This is a genomic window from Luteimonas sp. A482 (assembly GCF_054072655.1).
Genome location: NZ_JBSVRO010000001.1, coordinates 295120 through 310410, shown reverse-complemented (window position 1 = coordinate 310410; position 15291 = coordinate 295120). Strand labels below are relative to the sequence as shown.

The 15291-nt window shown below is 67.8% G+C and carries 15 protein-coding genes; 6 read left to right on the top strand and 9 right to left on the bottom strand.

Going from position 1 to position 15291, the window contains the following annotated elements; genetic code table 11:
* Positions 1 to 30: 30 nt before the first annotated feature.
* From ACW5DW_RS01420 to ACW5DW_RS01400, 5 genes are all read left to right on the top strand, one after another.
* Positions 31 to 756: an ABC transporter ATP-binding protein gene (locus ACW5DW_RS01420; RefSeq protein ID WP_457016856.1), complete on the top strand. Its 726-nt coding sequence runs from the start codon at positions 31 to 33 to the stop codon at positions 754 to 756.
* A 50-nt stretch (positions 757 to 806) separates the two neighbouring features.
* Positions 807 to 2108 (top strand): ABC transporter permease, encoded by a 1302-nt coding sequence (locus tag ACW5DW_RS01415; RefSeq protein WP_457016854.1) that lies wholly within the window; start codon positions 807 to 809, stop codon positions 2106 to 2108.
* A 26-nt stretch (positions 2109 to 2134) separates the two neighbouring features.
* On the top strand, positions 2135 to 3367 hold the full coding sequence (locus tag ACW5DW_RS01410; protein WP_457016852.1) for an ABC transporter permease: 1233 nt from the start codon (positions 2135 to 2137) through the stop codon (positions 3365 to 3367).
* 150 nt (positions 3368 to 3517) lie between these two features.
* The gene (locus ACW5DW_RS01405) at positions 3518 to 4852 is read left to right on the top strand and encodes a sigma-54-dependent transcriptional regulator (protein ID WP_457016850.1); all 1335 of its coding nucleotides are present in this window, start codon (positions 3518 to 3520) and stop codon (positions 4850 to 4852) included.
* 13 nt (positions 4853 to 4865) lie between these two features.
* Positions 4866 to 6188: a sensor histidine kinase gene (locus ACW5DW_RS01400; RefSeq protein WP_457016849.1), complete on the top strand. Its 1323-nt coding sequence runs from the start codon at positions 4866 to 4868 to the stop codon at positions 6186 to 6188.
* A gap of 150 nt (positions 6189 to 6338) precedes the next feature.
* On the opposite strand, the gene glmU is transcribed toward ACW5DW_RS01400, so the two are convergent.
* Entirely contained in the window at positions 6339 to 7706 is a 1368-nt protein-coding gene (gene glmU, locus ACW5DW_RS01395; RefSeq protein ID WP_457016848.1) for a bifunctional UDP-N-acetylglucosamine diphosphorylase/glucosamine-1-phosphate N-acetyltransferase GlmU, read from the bottom strand.
* A 199-nt stretch (positions 7707 to 7905) separates the two neighbouring features.
* Here glmU and ACW5DW_RS01390 point away from each other — a divergent pair, with 199 nt between their 5' ends.
* A complete protein-coding gene (locus ACW5DW_RS01390; RefSeq protein WP_457016846.1) occupies positions 7906 to 8289 on the top strand; it encodes a GtrA family protein in 384 nt (127 codons plus the stop codon).
* Positions 8290 to 8386: 97 nt separating this feature from the next.
* Here ACW5DW_RS01390 and ACW5DW_RS01385 read toward each other — a convergent pair whose 3' ends face one another.
* The 8 genes from ACW5DW_RS01385 to atpB all read right to left on the bottom strand — a co-directional run bounded on the left by ACW5DW_RS01385 (position 8387) and on the right by atpB (position 15277).
* Complete coding sequence (locus ACW5DW_RS01385) at positions 8387 to 8809, bottom strand: F0F1 ATP synthase subunit epsilon (protein ID WP_457016844.1); 423 nt, start codon at positions 8807 to 8809, stop codon at positions 8387 to 8389.
* A 42-nt stretch (positions 8810 to 8851) separates the two neighbouring features.
* Complete coding sequence (gene atpD / locus ACW5DW_RS01380; RefSeq protein ID WP_457016843.1) at positions 8852 to 10255, bottom strand: F0F1 ATP synthase subunit beta; 1404 nt, start codon at positions 10253 to 10255, stop codon at positions 8852 to 8854.
* Between the two features lie 78 nt (positions 10256 to 10333).
* Positions 10334 to 11197, bottom strand: coding sequence for a F0F1 ATP synthase subunit gamma (gene atpG, locus ACW5DW_RS01375; RefSeq protein WP_457016841.1), 864 nt, complete (start codon positions 11195 to 11197; stop codon positions 10334 to 10336).
* A gap of 92 nt (positions 11198 to 11289) precedes the next feature.
* Positions 11290 to 12855, bottom strand: coding sequence for a F0F1 ATP synthase subunit alpha (gene atpA / locus ACW5DW_RS01370; protein ID WP_457016839.1), 1566 nt, complete (start codon positions 12853 to 12855; stop codon positions 11290 to 11292).
* 141 nt (positions 12856 to 12996) lie between these two features.
* A complete protein-coding gene (locus tag ACW5DW_RS01365) occupies positions 12997 to 13524 on the bottom strand; it encodes a F0F1 ATP synthase subunit delta (RefSeq protein ID WP_457016837.1) in 528 nt (175 codons plus the stop codon).
* A 4-nt stretch (positions 13525 to 13528) separates the two neighbouring features.
* Positions 13529 to 14014, bottom strand: a complete 486-nt coding sequence (locus ACW5DW_RS01360) for a F0F1 ATP synthase subunit B (protein ID WP_457016835.1) — start codon at positions 14012 to 14014, stop codon at positions 13529 to 13531.
* Between the two features lie 116 nt (positions 14015 to 14130).
* Positions 14131 to 14412, bottom strand: coding sequence for a F0F1 ATP synthase subunit C (atpE, locus tag ACW5DW_RS01355; protein ID WP_013534007.1), 282 nt, complete (start codon positions 14410 to 14412; stop codon positions 14131 to 14133).
* Between the two features lie 64 nt (positions 14413 to 14476).
* Entirely contained in the window at positions 14477 to 15277 is an 801-nt protein-coding gene (atpB, locus tag ACW5DW_RS01350; protein WP_457018370.1) for a F0F1 ATP synthase subunit A, read from the bottom strand.
* Between the last annotated feature and the right edge of the window lie 14 nt (positions 15278 to 15291).

Sequence of the window (15291 nt, the reverse complement as noted above, 5' to 3'; positions counted from 1 at the left end):
CCTCCCAGCCGCGCTTCGAAGGAACCCGTCATGCTCGACATGCGCCAGGTCACCAAGGTCTACCGCACCGAACTCGTCGAAACCCATGCCCTGCGTTCGCTCGACCTGCATGTGGGCGACGGCGAGTTCGTCGCCGTCACCGGGCCGTCGGGGTCGGGCAAGACCACCTTCCTCAACATCGCCGGCCTGCTGGAAACCTTCACCGGCGGCGAGTACCACCTCGATGGCGTCGACGTGAAAGGGCTCAACGACAACCAGCGCTCGCGCCTGCGCAACGAAAAGATCGGCTTCATCTTCCAGAGCTTCAACCTGATCCCCGACCTGAACCTGTTCGACAATTGCGAGGTGCCGCTGCGCTACCGCGGCATGCCCGGCAACGAGCGCCGGCTGCGCATCGAGGAGGCGCTGTCGCAGGTCGGGCTGGGCTCGCGCATGAAGCACTACCCGGCCGAACTGTCCGGCGGACAGCAGCAGCGCGCCGCGATCGCGCGCGCCCTGGCCGGTTCGCCGCGGCTGCTGCTGGCCGACGAACCCACCGGCAACCTGGACTCGCAGATGGCGCGCAGCGTGCTGGAGCTGCTGGAGGACATCAACTCGCGCGGCACGACCATCGTGATGGTGACCCACGACCCGGAGCTGGCGGCGCGCGCGCAGCGCAACGTGCACATCGTCGACGGCATGGCGACCGACCTGTCGATCGAACCGGGGCTGGCCCGCGCCGCGAACGCGGCCCGCGGCGAAATCCAGACGGCGTAAGCCTCCTCCAGCAAACACAGCACGACCGACGCCCGCCTCCGGAGGCTCCCATGTTCAGCTACTACTTCACCCTCGCGCTGCGCAGCTTTCGCCGCAATCGCGTGCTCACCGCGCTGATGGTGCTGGCGATCGCGCTGGGCATCGGCGCGTGCATGACCACGCTGACCGTGTTCCGCGTGCTGTCGGGAGATCCCATTCCCGGCAAGAGCGGCCAGCTGCATTACGTGCAGCTCGATCCGGAGGGCATGCAGGGCTACACCCCCGGCGGCGAGCCCAACGAGCAGGTCACCCGTACCGACGCGGAAACCCTGCTGCGCGAGAAGCGCGGAGACCGCCAGGCGATGATGACCGGCGGCGGCGTGTCGGTGACGCCCGACCGCGCCGACCTGACCCCCTTCCTCTCCGATGCGCGCTACGCCAGCACCGACTTCTTCCCCATGTTCCAGGTCCCGTTCCTGCACGGCAACGGCTGGTCGCAGGCCGATGACGAGTCGCGTGCGCGGGTGGTGGTGATCTCGAGCGACCTCAACGAACGCGTGTTCGGCAGCGCCAACAGCGTCGGCAAGCACCTGCGCCTGGACCAGACCGATTTCACCGTGATCGGCGTGATCGACGACTGGCGCCCCACCCCGCGCTTCTACGACCTGAACAGCGATCGCTACGGTGAACTGGAGGATGTGTTCCTGCCGTTCTCGACTTCGCGCGACCTGGAGATGGGCCGCAACGGCAACATGAACTGCTGGGGCGATTCGCGTGGCGACAGCACCGCGCTCAACGTGCCCTGCGCCTGGATCCAGTACTGGGTGGAGCTGGGGTCGGACGACAAGCGCAAGGCCTACCACGACTACCTGACCAGCTACTCCGAGCAACAGCGCACGGCGGGTCGCTACGAGCGTCCGACCAACGTGCGCCTGCGCAGCGTGATGGAGTGGCTGGACTTCAACCGTGTGGTGCCCAACGACGTGGTGTTGCAGCTGTGGCTGGGCTTCGGCTTCCTGCTGGTGTGCCTGCTCAATACTGTCGGGCTGCTGCTGGCCAAGTTCCTGCGCCGCAGCAGCGAGATCGGCGTGCGCCGCGCGCTGGGTGCATCGCGCGCGGAAATCTTCAAACAGTGCCTGGTCGAGGCGGGCACCATCGGCCTGGCCGGCGGGGTCCTGGGCCTGGGGTTGGCGCTGCTCGGACTGTGGGCCGTGCGCCAGCAGCCGGACAGTTACGCGGAGCTCGCGCACCTGGACCTGGGCATGCTCCTGACCACGTTCCTTCTCGCCATCGTCGCCAGCCTGTTCGCCGGGGTCCTGCCCGCCTGGCGCGCGATGCAGATCACCCCCGCGCTGCAGCTCAAGTCGCAGTAGCGCCCGCCGCTTTCCTGGAGACCGTCATGGAAATCCGCCCCATCCTCTCCACGCTGATGCGGCACAAGACCGCCGCGACCCTGATCGTGCTGGAGATCGCGCTCACCTGCGCGATCATCTGCAACGCCCTTTTCATGATCGGCGAGCGCATTACCTTCGTGAACGAACCCAGTGGACTGGCCGAGGACGAACTGGTGCGCGTGCAGATCACCGGCATCGGCAACGACGACAACGCTGCCGCGCAGACCCGCACCGACCTGGCCGCGCTGCGCGGCATGCCCGGCGTCACCGCCGCCACCGTGCTCAACCAGGTGCCTTTCACGAACTCGTCCTGGAACAGCGGCGTGCGACTGAGTCCGGACCAGGCGCAGGCCAACCTCGCCGCCACGGTGTACATGGCCGACGATCAGTTCCTGGACACGCTGGGCCTGCGCCTGGTGGCCGGACGCTGGTTCCAGCCCGACGAGTACCTGGAGTTCGAAGCCGTGGACCGTGCCGAGGGGCCGGTAAGCATTCCCGGCGCAGTCATCACCCGTACGATGGCCGAGCGGCTGTTCCCGGGCGAGGACGCGGTCGGCAAGACGATCTACAGCTGGGGCGACGAGCCGATCCGCATCGTCGGCCTGGTCGAACACCTGGTGCGGCCCAGCCTGCAGGGCGGCCCCGAGGCCCGCGAGTACAGCATGGTCTTTCCGATCCGGCCGACCTACGCGGTCGGTGGCAACTACGTCATCCGCACCTCGCCCGAACGGCGCGACGAGATCCTGGACGCCGCCATCAAGACCCTGCGCGCCAGCGGCCCCCAGCGCATCGTGCTGGAGGAGAACACCAAGACCATGCAGGCCTTGCGCGAGGAGTTCTACCAGGCGCCCAAGGCGATGGCCTGGCTGCTGGGCATCGTCTGCCTGGGGCTGCTGTTCATCACCTCGCTGGGCATCGTGGGCCTGGCCAGTTTCTGGGTGCAACAGCGGACCAAGCAGATCGGCGTGCGCCGCGCGCTGGGCGCGACCAGAGGGCAGATCCTGCGCTATTTCCAGACCGAGAACTTCCTGCTAGCGACCATCGGCATCGTGCTGGGCATGGTCGCCGCCTACGGCATCAACCAGCTGCTGATGAGCCAATACGAGCTGGCCCGCTTGCCGCTGTATTACCTGCCGCTGGGCGCGCTGGCGCTGTGGCTGCTGGGCCAGGTGTCGGTGCTGGGGCCGGCGCGCCGTGCGGCCGCGGTGCCGCCGGCCATCGCCACCAGAAGCGTGTGAGCAGGCCTTCCCGACTCCGTCCCGACCCGTCGCCCTCGCAATGTGGAAATCCACCGCAGGCCTGCGGATCCCGTCATCCCCGCACAAGCGGGGATGACGGGAGAACCGGTTACGCTTTGCTGACGATACGAACTTCCGACGCCCTGCCCCATGCCCACCGTCCTGGTCATTGACGACAACCCGTCCGTCGGCACCGCACTGGAGCTGCTGTTCTCGCTGCACGAGATCGACGTGCTGCGCGCCGAAACCCCGGACGCTGGCCTGGCGCTGTTGCAGCGTGGCGGCATCGACCTGGTGGTCCAGGACATGAACTTCCACGCCGACACCACCTCCGGCGACGAGGGCGTGGCGCTGTTCCGGCAGATCCGCGCGCAGCATCCGGACATGCCGGTGATCCTGCTCACTGCGTGGACGCGGCTGGAGTCGGCGGTGGACCTGGTCAAGGCCGGCGCCGCCGACTACATCGGCAAGCCCTGGGACGACCACAAGCTGATCGCCAGCGTGAACAACCTGCTGGAGCTGGCCGAGACGCGTCGCGAGCTGTTCCAGCGCAATGCCGACGAACGCCGCCGGCGCAGCGCGCTGGAGCACGAGCACGATCTGCGCGGCCTGGTCTACGCCGACAGCAGCAGCGAGGCCACGCTGCGACTGGCGCTGCAGGTCGCGCGCTCCGAGCTGCCGGTGCTGGTCACCGGCCCCAACGGCAGCGGCAAGGAGAAGATCGCGGAGATCATCCACTACAACTCCAGGGCGCGGCCCGGCCCCTTCATCGCAGTGAACTGCGGTGCGCTGCCGCATGATCTGATCGAAGCCGAACTGTTTGGCGCCGAAGCCGGCGCCTACACCGGCGCGGGCAACAAGGCGCGCGCGGGCAAGTTCGAAGCGGCCGATGGCGGCACGCTGTTTCTCGACGAGATCGGCACGCTGCCGCCGGCCGGCCAGGTCAAGCTGCTGCGCGTGCTGGAGACCGGGCGCTTCCAGCGCCTGGGCGGGCACCAGGAACGCCAGGTCAAGGTGCGCGTGGTCAGCGCGACCAATGCCGACCTGCCCGCGCTGATCGCGCAGGGCCAGTTCCGCGAAGACCTCTACTACCGGCTCAACGGCATTGAAGTGCGGCTGGCTGCGCTGGCACGGCGGCCGCGCGACATCCTACCGCTGGCCCGGCATTTCCTGCCGGACGGCAAACAGTTCGCCGAGCGCGCCGAGCGCGCCCTGCTGCAGCACGCCTGGCCGGGCAATGTGCGCGAGCTGCGCAATGCGGTCCAGCGCGCGGCGCTGCTGTCGGGCGAGCGGATCGAGGCCGAGGCGCTGGGTCTGGCCCCGTCGGCCATCAACCCGGTGCACGGCGACGAGCCGGACCGGGCCAGCATCGAGGCGGCGCTGGCGCGCAGTCGCGGTGTGCTGGCGCAGGCGGCAGCCGAGCTGGGGCTGTCGCGCCAGGCGCTGTACCGGCGCCTGGACCGCTACGGCATCCCACGCGGCTGAGCCGCGACCGGACATGCGCCGCCCTCGCGCCCTGCCCCTGTCGCTGAAGCTGCTGGCGCTGATCCTGGCGTCGATCACCGCCGTTGCCGCGTCCACCGCCTGGCTGGGCCAGTGGCTACCGCCCTGGGCTGCGGCCACGATCGCAGCCGCGCTCATCGGCGGCATCACCGCGCTCATCGTCTGGCGCACCTTCGCCCCGATCCGCGCCCTGCTGCGCGCGCTCACTGGCACTGTGGCCGCCTACCGCGACGGCGATTTCAGCTTCGGCATCCACTGGGACCGGCATGCCGACCTGATCGAGCTGGTGCGTTCGCACAACGAGCTTGGCGACGTCCTGCGCGAGCAGCGCCATGCGCTGGTGCAGCGCGAACTGCTGCTCGACACGATGGTGCAGAACACGCCCGTGGCGATGCTGCTGCTGGATCCGGCGCGACGCGTCGTGCTGGGCAACCTCGCCGCCCGGCGGTTGCTGGGCGACGGGCGCAAGCTCGAGGGCCATTCGCTCGACGCGCTGCTCGAACAGGCCCCGGCTGCGGTGGGCGAAGCCTTTGCCCGCGGCGGCGATGGCATGTTCACCGTGGGCGACGAGGACCAGGAGGACATCTACCACCTGGCGCGGCGCATGTTCCGCCTCAACGGGCGTCGCCACGAGCTGATCCTGCTGCGCCAGATGACGGCCGAGCTGCGACGCCAGGAAGTGCAGACCTGGAAGAAGGTGATCCGGGTGATCAGCCACGAACTCAACAATTCGCTGGCGCCGATCGCCTCGCTGGCGCATTCGGGCGCCGAGCTGCTGCGTCGCGGCCAGTACGAAAAGCTGCCGATCGCGCTCGCCACGATCGAGGAACGCGCGCGCCATCTCGAAGACTTCCTGCGCGACTATGCGCGCTTCGCCAAGCTGCCGGCGCCGCGCGGCGAACCGGTGCAGCTGGCCCGCTTCGTGGAGAAGCTTCGCACCCAGATCGGGTTCGCGATCGAGGGGGCGATCCCGGAAGAGATCCTGCGCTTCGATCCGGCGCAGATGGAACAGGCGCTGCTCAACCTGCTCAAGAACGCGCATGAATCGGGCACCGGGCACGACGATGTCGCGCTGGCGGTGCGCCGCACTGCCGAGGGCTGGCGCATCGACGTGCTCGACCGCGGCAGCGGCATGAACGAGGCGGTGCTGGCCAACGCCCTGCTGCCGTTCTACTCGACCAAGCGCAGCGGCACCGGCCTGGGCCTGGCACTGGCGCGCGAGATCGCCGAGGCCCACGGCGGCCGCATCGCCCTGCTCAACCGCGACGGCGGAGGACTGTGCGTGTCGATGGTATTGCCGGGCCAAACGCAACCCTGAGCAGCTTGCGGGAAGAACGCGTCCCCACGCGCGACGCACTGGAGCCGCAACGGACCCCAATCATCGGGCGGCGACCCTGTTCGCGGCTGAAGCCGTCCCGCACAAACGACGCAGTCGCATGAAGTGCGCCCTGCATCACGCGCGGCGCCGCTAAGACTTCTTCACCGGCCGCACCCAACCCTCGATCGTCACCTGCCTCGCCCGCGCCACCGTGAGCTTGCCGGGCGCGGCGTCCATGCCGATCACGGAGCCCGCGCCGATGGTCGCGCCTTCGCCGATCGTCACCGGCGCGACCAGCGATGCGTTGGAACCGATGAATGCCCCATCGCCGATGGTCGTGGTCGACTTGTTCGCGCCGTCGTAGTTGCAGGTGATCGTGCCCGCGCCGATGTTCACCTTCGCACCGACCACCGCGTCGCCGAGATAGGCCAGGTGGTTGGCCTTGCTGCCCACGCCCAGCTGCGTGTTCTTGGTCTCGACGAAGTTGCCCACATGCACGCCATCGGCGAGCACGGTGCCCGGGCGCAGGCGCGCGAACGGACCGATGGTTACCGCGCCTTCCGCACGCGCGCCCTCCAGGTCGCAGTGCGCGCGCACCTCGGAGCCGGCACCGAGCACCACGTCCTTGAGCCGCGCAAACGGGCCGATGCGCACGCCGTCGCCCAGCTCCACGCGGCCCTCGAACACCACGTCCACGTCGATCACCACGTCGCGGCCGACGATCACCTCGCCGCGGATGTCGATGCGCGCCGGATCAGCCACCCGCGCGCCCTGCAGGCACAGCGCACGCACGGCGCGCAGCTGGAAGGCGCGCTCGAGCTGCGCCAGCTGCCAGGGATCATTCGCCCCCTCGGTCTCGCGCGGATCGGCGACGATCACCAGCTCGGCCGCGGTGAAGTCCGCCGCGGCCATGCCAGCCACGTCGGTGAGGTAGTACTCGCCCTGCGCATTGTCGTTGGACAGGCGCCCCAGCCACTCCTTGAGCGCAGTGGCGTCGGCGGCGATCACGCCAGTGTTGACCAAGCCGATCGTGCGCTGTTCGTCGCTGGCGTCCTTTTCCTCGACCACGGCGGCCACGTGGCCCTGCGCATCGCGCACGATGCGGCCGTATCCGGTCGGATCCTCGAGTTCGGTGGCCAGCAGCGCCAGGCGGCCCTTGGCGGACAGCAGCCGGCGCAGCGTATCGTTGGTGAACAGCGGCGCATCGCCATACATCACCAGCACGCGCGCATCGTCGGGCACTTCGGGCATCGCCTGCTGCACGGCGTGGCCCGTGCCAAGCTGCTGCGCCTGCTCGGCCCAGAGCAGGTCGGAGTGTTCGGCGAACGCGGCCTGCACCTGGTCGCCGCCGTGGCCATGGACCACGTGGATGCCTGCGGGCTGGAGCGCGCGCGCGGTCGCGATCACGTGGCCGAGCATCGGCCGGCCCGCGATCTGCTGCAGCACCTTGGGCAGGGACGACTTCATGCGCTTGCCCTCGCCGGCAGCGAGGATGACGACGTGAAGGGGGCTGGTCATGGGACTTCCATCAGATCCGGACCGGGAATTCTAAGGCGGTTGGCGCCGGCGCGGAGAACGAGCCGTGGCCTGCGGGAACGTGACCCCTCCGCGGATGTCGGCTGCCACGCGGGCCGCAGGATGTCCTCTCGACCGTGGAGCCGCTACGCTTGGCGACGATGACCGCCCCCACGACATCGCCGCAACCGGAGCCCGGAGCGTGAGCCTGCGCCGCCAGGGCAGCCACTACCTCGTGATCGGCGGCCTGCAGTGGCTGCTCGACTGGGGCGTGACGGTGTGGCTGTCGCACATGGGCATGCTGATCGAACCGGCCAACATCACCGGCCGCATCAGCGGCGCCATGCTCGGCTTCTGGCTCAACGGCAAGTTCACCTTTGCCGGCGACGGCAGCACGCTGGGCCGCGTGCAGCTCCAGCGCTTCGCCGTGATGTGGCTGTGCACCACCGCGGCCAGCACCCTGGCCGTTGGCATGATCGACGACATGCTCGGCCTCAAGTGGGCGTGGCTGGCCAAGCCCGTGGTGGAAGTCGTCCTGGGGCTGGTCGGCTTCGTGATCTCGCGGCACTGGATCTATCGGCGCTGACGCAGCGGCGGCCGCTTGGCCGTCGTCGCCACGCGTTGCACCCGTAAAAACGCCGGCGCGAGGCCGGCATTCCAGTCATGCGTGGCGTACGCCGACGTCAGTGCTTGAGGTTCTTGCGCAGGCGCTCGAGCGCCGAGAGCTGGGCCATCACCTCGGCCAGCTTCTGCTGCGCCTCGGCCACTTCCATCGCCTCGCCGCGACCGGCGAGCACGCGCTCGGCCTCTTCCTTGGCCGCGCGCACCTTGGCCTCGTTGATCTCGTCGGCGCGGATCGCGGTGTCGGCCAGGATCGTCACCACCTGCGGCTGCACCTCGAGGATGCCGCCACCGATGGCGAAGTCCAGCTGGGTGCCGTCGGCCTGGGTCACCACGACCTTGCCGGGCTTGAGCCGCGTGATCAGCGGCGCATGGCGCGGCGCGATGCCGAGCTCTCCCATCTCGCCGGTGGCGACCACGAGCGTGGCCTCACCCTGGAAGATCTCTGCCTCGGCGCTGACGATGTCACAACGGATGGTGCTCATGGTTTCGCTCGCTTTAACCCGGGAGTCTCAGAGGATTTCCGCTTACGCGGAGATCTTCTTCGCCTTCTCGACCGCCTCGTCGATGGTGCCGACCATGTAGAAAGCCTGCTCCGGCAGATGGTCGAACTCGCCGTCGACGATGCCCTTGAAGCCGCGGATCGTTTCCTTCAGCGAGACGTACTTGCCCGGCGAACCGGTGAACACCTCGGCCACGTGGAACGGCTGCGAGAAGAAGCGCTCGATCTTGCGCGCGCGCGACACGGCCTGCTTGTCCTCTTCCGACAGCTCGTCCATGCCCAGAATCGCGATGATGTCCTTGAGCTCCTTGTACTTCTGCAGCGTCGACTGCACCCGGCGCGCGGTGTCGTAGTGCTCGTGGCCGATCACGTTCGGGTCGAGCTGGCGCGAGGTCGAGTCGAGCGGATCGACCGCCGGGTAGATACCCAGCGAAGCGATGTTTCGCGACAGCACGACGGTGGCGTCGAGATGGGCGAAGGTGGTCGCCGGTGACGGGTCGGTCAGGTCGTCCGCCGGCACGTACACGGCCTGGATCGAGGTGATCGAGCCGGCCTTGGTCGAGGTGATGCGCTCCTGCAGCACGCCCATTTCCTCGGCCAGGGTGGGCTGGTAGCCCACCGCCGACGGCATGCGGCCCAGCAGCGCCGACACTTCGGTACCGGCCAGCGTGTAGCGGTAGATGTTGTCGATGAACAGCAGCACGTCGCGGCCGTCGTCGCGGAAGTACTCGGCCATGGTCAGGCCGGTCAGCGCGACGCGCAGGCGGTTGCCCGGCGGCTCGTTCATCTGGCCGTAGACCATCGCCACCTTCGACTTCTCGGGCTCTTCGACGTTGACGACGCCCGACTCCTGCATCTCGTGGTAGAAGTCGTTGCCTTCGCGGGTCCGCTCGCCCACGCCGGCGAACACCGACAGGCCCGAATGCTCGGTCGCGATGTTGTTGATCAGTTCCATCATGTTGACCGTCTTGCCCACGCCGGCGCCGCCGAACAGGCCGACCTTGCCGCCCTTGGCGAACGGACACATCAGGTCGATGACCTTGATGCCGGTTTCCAGCAGCTCGGTGGTCGAGGACTGGTCCTCGTAGGACGGCGCGGCGCGGTGGATTTCCCACGTCGTGTCGGCCTTGACCGGGCCGGCCTCGTCGATCGGGCGGCCCAGCACGTCCATGATCCGGCCCAGCGTGCCCAGGCCTACCGGCACCGAGATCGCGCGGCCGGTGTTCTCGGCCACCAGGTTGCGCTTGAGGCCGTCGGTGGAGCCGAGCGCGATCGTGCGCACGACGCCGTCGCCGAGCTGCTGCTGCACCTCGAGCGTGATCTCGGTGTTCTGCACCTTCAGCGCGTCGTATATCTTCGGCACTTCGCCGCGCGGGAACTCCACGTCGACGACGGCGCCGATGATCTGAACGATCTTGCCCTGACTCATGTTCGTTTCCTCTGAACTCTCGAATGCTTTTTGTAGGAGCGGCTTCAGCCGCGAATCGGTGCCGTCGCGGTTAACGGATCACACCGCGGCCGCACCGCCGACGATCTCGGAAATTTCCTGGGTGATCGCCGCCTGCCGGGCCTTGTTGTAGACCAGGTTCAGCGTGTCGATCATCTTGGTGGCGTTGTCGCTGGCCGACTTCATCGCGACCATGCGCGCCGCGTGCTCGGACGCCACGTTCTCCATCACCGCCTGATACACCAGCGATTCGACGTAGCGCGACAGCACGTGGCTCAGCACGCCCTCGGCGTCGGGTTCGTAGATGTAGTCCCAGTCGTGCTTGGCAACCGAAGCTTCCGCCGCCGGCAGCGGCACCAGCTGATCGAACGCCGCGCGCTGGGTCATGGTGTTGACGAAGTCGTTGTAGGCCAGGAACACCTTGTCGACCTTGCCCGCGTCATACGCTTCCAGCATGACCTGGACCACGCCAACCAGCTGCTCGAGCTCGGGCTGGTCGCCCAGGTGCGCGACGCTGGCCAGCATGTTCACCTTCAGCCGGCGGAAGAACACCGCCGCCTTCTGGCCGATGGTCACCACGTCGACCTCGACGCCCTTGTCCTGCCACTGCCGGATCTCGACCAGCAGCTTGCGGAACAGGTTGTTGTTCAGGCCGCCGGCCAGGCCGCGATCGGACGAGACGATAACGTAGCCCACGCGCCTGACCTGACCGCGCTCGATCAGATAGGGATGCTGGAACTCGGTGTTCGCCTGCGCGAGGTGGCCGATGATCTGCTTCATCGCCCGCGCATACGGACGCGAGGCGCGCATGCGTTCCTGCGCCTTGCGGATCTTCGAGGCCGAGACCATCTCCAGCGCGCGCGTCACCTTGCGGGTGTTCTGCACGCTCTTGATCTTGGTCTTGATTTCCCTGCCGCCTGCCATCTCATCTTCCCGGTAGGGCGGGCCATTGCCCGCCTTTCGCCACGTTTGGGTTCACGCCACCGCGGGCCAGCGGCCCGCCTGCAGCATCGGTCTTACCAGCTGCCGGTCTTCTTGAATTCCTCGACGCCGCCCTTGTAGGCCGCTTCGATTTCGTCGTTCCAGTTGCCGCTGGCATCGACCTGCCCGATCAGCTCGCCCTGGGTGTTGGCGAAGTGCGCATGCAGCGCCTCTTCGAACGCCAGGATCTTGCCGACCGGCACATCGTCCATGTAGCCCTTGTCGACCGCGTAGATCGACAGCGCCTGGTAGGCGATCGACATCGGCTGGTACTGCTTCTGCTTCATCAGCTCGGTGACGCGCTGGCCGCGCTCGAGCTGCTTGCGGGTCGCATCGTCCAGGTCCGAGGCGAACTGGGCGAATGCCGCCAGCTCGCGGTACTGCGCCAGCGCGATACGGATGCCGCCGGAGAGCTTCTTGATGATCTTGGTCTGCGCCGCGCCACCCACGCGCGACACCGAGATGCCGGCGTTCACGGCCGGGCGGATGCCGGCGTTGAACAGGTCGGTCTCGAGGAAGATCTGGCCGTCGGTGATCGAGATCACGTTGGTGGGCACGAACGCGGACACGTCGCCGGCCTGGGTCTCGATGATCGGCAGCGCGGTCAGCGAGCCGGTCTTGCCCTTGACCTCGCCATTGGTGAACTTCTCGACGTAGTCGACCGACACGCGCGCGGCGCGCTCGAGCAGGCGGCTGTGCAGGTAGAACACGTCGCCGGGATAGGCTTCGCGGCCCGGCGGGCGCTTGAGCAGCAGCGAGATCTGGCGGTAGGCGACGGCCTGCTTGGACAGGTCGTCATAGACGATCAGCGCGTCCTGGCCGCGGTCCATGAAGTACTCGCCCATGGTGCAGCCCGAGTACGCCGAGACGTACTGCATCGCGGCCGATTCGGACGCGGTCGCGGCGACCACGATGGTATGCGCCAGCGCGCCGTTCTCTTCGAGCTTGCGCACGATGTTGGCCACGGTCGAGGCCTTCTGGCCGATCGCGACATACACGCACTTGATGCCGGTGGACTTCTGGTTGATCACCGCGTCGATGGCCATCGCGGTCTTGCCGGTCTGGCGGTCGCCGATGATCAACTCGCGCTGGCCACGGCCGATCGGGATCATCGCGTCGACCGACTTGTAGCCCGTCTGCACCGGCTGGTCGACCGACTTGCGCCAGATCACGCCCGGCGCCACGCGCTCGACCGGTGCGGTCAGCTGGGCGTCGATCGGGCCCTTGCCGTCGATCGGCTCGCCCAGCGCGTTGACCACGCGGCCGAGCAGCTCCGGCCCGATCGGCACCGACAGGATCTGGCCGGTGGTCTTGGCCACGTCGCCTTCGCGCAGGTGCTCGTAGTCGCCCAGCACCACCGCGCCGACCGAATCGCGCTCCAGGTTCAGCGCCAGCGCGTAGGTGGGCGTGCCACCCTCGGCGGCGGGCAGCTCGATCATCTCGCCCTGCATCGCATCGGCCAGGCCGTAGATGCGCACGATGCCGTCGGCCACGGACGTCACCGTGCCTTCGTTGCGCGCTTCCGCGGACAGCTTGACGTTCTCGATGCGGCTCTTGATGAGCTCGCTGATTTCGGACGGGTTGAGCGTGGTGGTTGCCATTGTTCGGTTCCTGGTCGTCTGCCGCCGCCTGCGGCATTCGGATTTCTATGTTTGTTCGTGATCGGTGGCTGTCGACTGGTGGTCGGGACGGAGCGATCGACGCCCGCCCCGGTCACGCATCAGCAATCGCCGATCACCGATTCAATGCGCCAACGCCGACTGCAGGCGCGCCAGCTTGCCGCGCAGCGATCCGTCGATGACCACGTCGCCGGCTGCGATCACCGCGCCGCCGATCAGGTCCTCGTCGACCGCTTGCTCGATCTCGACCTCGCGGCCGAAGCGCTTGCGCAACGCCGCCCGGATGCCTTCGAGCTCCGCCGCCGGCAGCGCCGTCGCCGATGTCACCTTGGCTTTGACGATGTGCTCGGCCTCGGCGCGCTGCTCCTCGAACAGTCCCGCGATCTCCGGCAGCAGGCCCAGCCGACGATTGTCCGCCAGCAGCGCCAGGTAGTCGCCGAACACCGGTGCAACGCCGTCGGGCGCCAGCAGGCCAACCGCCTGCGCGCGCAACAGCGCCGGATGGGCGAGCAGCGCCGAGGCCTGCGGATCGACCGCCACGCGCGCGGCGAAGCCGAGTGCCTGCGACCATGCCGCAAGCGCGCCGGCGTCACGCGCGAGCATGAAGGCCGCACGTGCGTAGGGCCGGGCAAGCGTGAGGGCCTTGCTCATGGGGTCAGGCCGCCTCGTCCGTCAGCTGCATGGCCAGTTCGTCCAGCAGCGCCTTGTGGGCGCTGGCGTCGATCTCGCGGCGCAGCAGCTTCTCGGCACCGGCAACGGCCAGCGACGAGACTTGCCGGCGCAGATCCTCGCGGGCACGGGTGGTGGCCGCCTGGATCTCGCCATCGGTCGCCGCCTTCAGGCGCGCCGCTTCGACCAGCGCTTCGGCCTTGGCCGCATCGACGATCTGGTTGGCGCGCTGGTGTGCGTGCTCGATGATCTCGTTGGCCTTGGCGCGGGCCACCTTGAGCTCAGCGGCGACCTGTTCGTCGGCCTGCGCAAGATTCTTCTGCGCGTGGTCGGCAGCCGCGAGGCCTTCGGCGATCTTCTTCTGGCGCTCTTCGATTGCCGCAAGCAGCGGCGGCCAGATCTTGCTGGCAATCAGCCAGATCAGGCCTGCGAAAGCCAGTGCCTGGGCGACTAGGGTCAGATTGAGGTTCATTGATGCGCTCTGCCTGTACTCAGGGCGCCGCCGGTCGTATGACCGGGGCTACCCAAATGCCGCCAGGCGGGCCGCGAAGCCCGTCCGGAGGCGCCATCGGTTCGGAAAACCGACAGTTACGGGGCCAGGCCGCCCACCAGGAACGGGCTGGCGAAGGCGAACAGCAGGCCGACCGCCACCGAGATGATGAACGCGGCGTCGATCAGGCCGGCGGTGATGAACATGCGGACCTGCAGGACGGGGATCAGTTCGGGCTGGCGCGCGGCCGATTCGAGGAACTTGCCGGCCATGATGGCCAGGCCCAGACCGGCGCCGAGCGCGGCCAGGCCGATCATGATGCCGATGGCCAGGACGGTCGAAGCCTGGACGGAAGCGAGGGCGGTCAGTGCGGTTTCCATGGTTTTCTCCGAAACAACGAGCTTGGTAAGGGTGAAGGATTCAAGTGGGGCGAAAAGCGGAACTCTAGTGCGCGTCTTCCGACAGGCTCAGGTAGACGATCGACAGCATCATGAAGATGAAGGCCTGCAGCGGGACCACCAGCAGGTGGAAGATCATCCAGCCCAGGCCGAACACGGCGCTGCCGAGCAGGCCGAGCAGGCCGGCGCCACCGAGCACCCAGATCAGCAGGAACACGATCTCGCCGCCGAACATGTTGCCGAACAGTCGCATCGCCAGCGAAATCGGCTTGCTCACCCATTCGACGATATTGAGGATGAGGTTGAACGGCATCATCCACTTGCCGAACGGCGCGACCAGGAACTCCTTGGTGAAGCCGCCCAGGCCCTTGGCGCGCAGCGCGAAGAACAGCATCAGGAAGAACACGCTGATCGACATGCCGAGCGTGGCGTTCACGTCGGCGGTCGGCACCGGCTTCCAGTAGGGCACGCCCAGCAGCTCGAGCGGCTTGGCGATGAAATCGGCCGGGATGAACTTGAGCATGTTCATCATCAGGATCCAGAAGAACAGGGTGATCGCGATCGGCGTCACCAGCTTGCTGGTCCCGTGGTAGGTGTCGCGCGCCTGGCGGTCGACGAACTCGAGCATCATCTCGACCAGCGCCTGCCACTTGCCGGGCACGCCGGCCGTGGCCTTGCGCGTGGCCAGCCAGAAGATGAACACCATGAACAGGCCCATCGTCACCGAGCCCACCAGCGTGTCCACGTGGATCGTGAAGAAGCCGCCACCCTCGCCGACCGGCGAGGTGAGGTTCTGCAGGTGGTGCTGGATGTAGCTGGTTGGGGTCATTTCCGACTCGCCCGCCATGTCTCGACTCATCC

What these genes read in the sequence shown, in the direction of transcription:
- ACW5DW_RS01420 (WP_457016856.1), top strand. Translation starts at nt 31, where the DNA reads ATGCTCGACATGCGCCAGGTCACCAAGGTCTACCGCACCGAACTCGTC.
- ACW5DW_RS01415 (WP_457016854.1), top strand. Translation starts at nt 807, where the DNA reads ATGTTCAGCTACTACTTCACCCTCGCGCTGCGCAGCTTTCGCCGCAAT.
- ACW5DW_RS01410 (WP_457016852.1), top strand. Translation starts at nt 2,135, where the DNA reads ATGGAAATCCGCCCCATCCTCTCCACGCTGATGCGGCACAAGACCGCC.
- ACW5DW_RS01405 (WP_457016850.1), top strand. Translation starts at nt 3,518, where the DNA reads ATGCCCACCGTCCTGGTCATTGACGACAACCCGTCCGTCGGCACCGCA.
- ACW5DW_RS01400 (WP_457016849.1), top strand. Translation starts at nt 4,866, where the DNA reads ATGCGCCGCCCTCGCGCCCTGCCCCTGTCGCTGAAGCTGCTGGCGCTG.
- glmU (WP_457016848.1), bottom strand. Translation starts at nt 7,706, where the DNA reads ATGACCAGCCCCCTTCACGTCGTCATCCTCGCTGCCGGCGAGGGCAAG.
- ACW5DW_RS01385 (WP_457016844.1), bottom strand. Translation starts at nt 8,809, where the DNA reads ATGAGCACCATCCGTTGTGACATCGTCAGCGCCGAGGCAGAGATCTTC.
- atpD (WP_457016843.1), bottom strand. Translation starts at nt 10,255, where the DNA reads ATGAGTCAGGGCAAGATCGTTCAGATCATCGGCGCCGTCGTCGACGTG.
- atpG (WP_457016841.1), bottom strand. Translation starts at nt 11,197, where the DNA reads ATGGCAGGCGGCAGGGAAATCAAGACCAAGATCAAGAGCGTGCAGAAC.
- atpA (WP_457016839.1), bottom strand. Translation starts at nt 12,855, where the DNA reads ATGGCAACCACCACGCTCAACCCGTCCGAAATCAGCGAGCTCATCAAG.
- ACW5DW_RS01365 (WP_457016837.1), bottom strand. Translation starts at nt 13,524, where the DNA reads ATGAGCAAGGCCCTCACGCTTGCCCGGCCCTACGCACGTGCGGCCTTC.
- ACW5DW_RS01360 (WP_457016835.1), bottom strand. Translation starts at nt 14,014, where the DNA reads ATGAACCTCAATCTGACCCTAGTCGCCCAGGCACTGGCTTTCGCAGGC.
- atpE (WP_013534007.1), bottom strand. Translation starts at nt 14,412, where the DNA reads ATGGAAACCGCACTGACCGCCCTCGCTTCCGTCCAGGCTTCGACCGTC.
- atpB (WP_457018370.1), bottom strand. Translation starts at nt 15,277, where the DNA reads ATGGCGGGCGAGTCGGAAATGACCCCAACCAGCTACATCCAGCACCAC.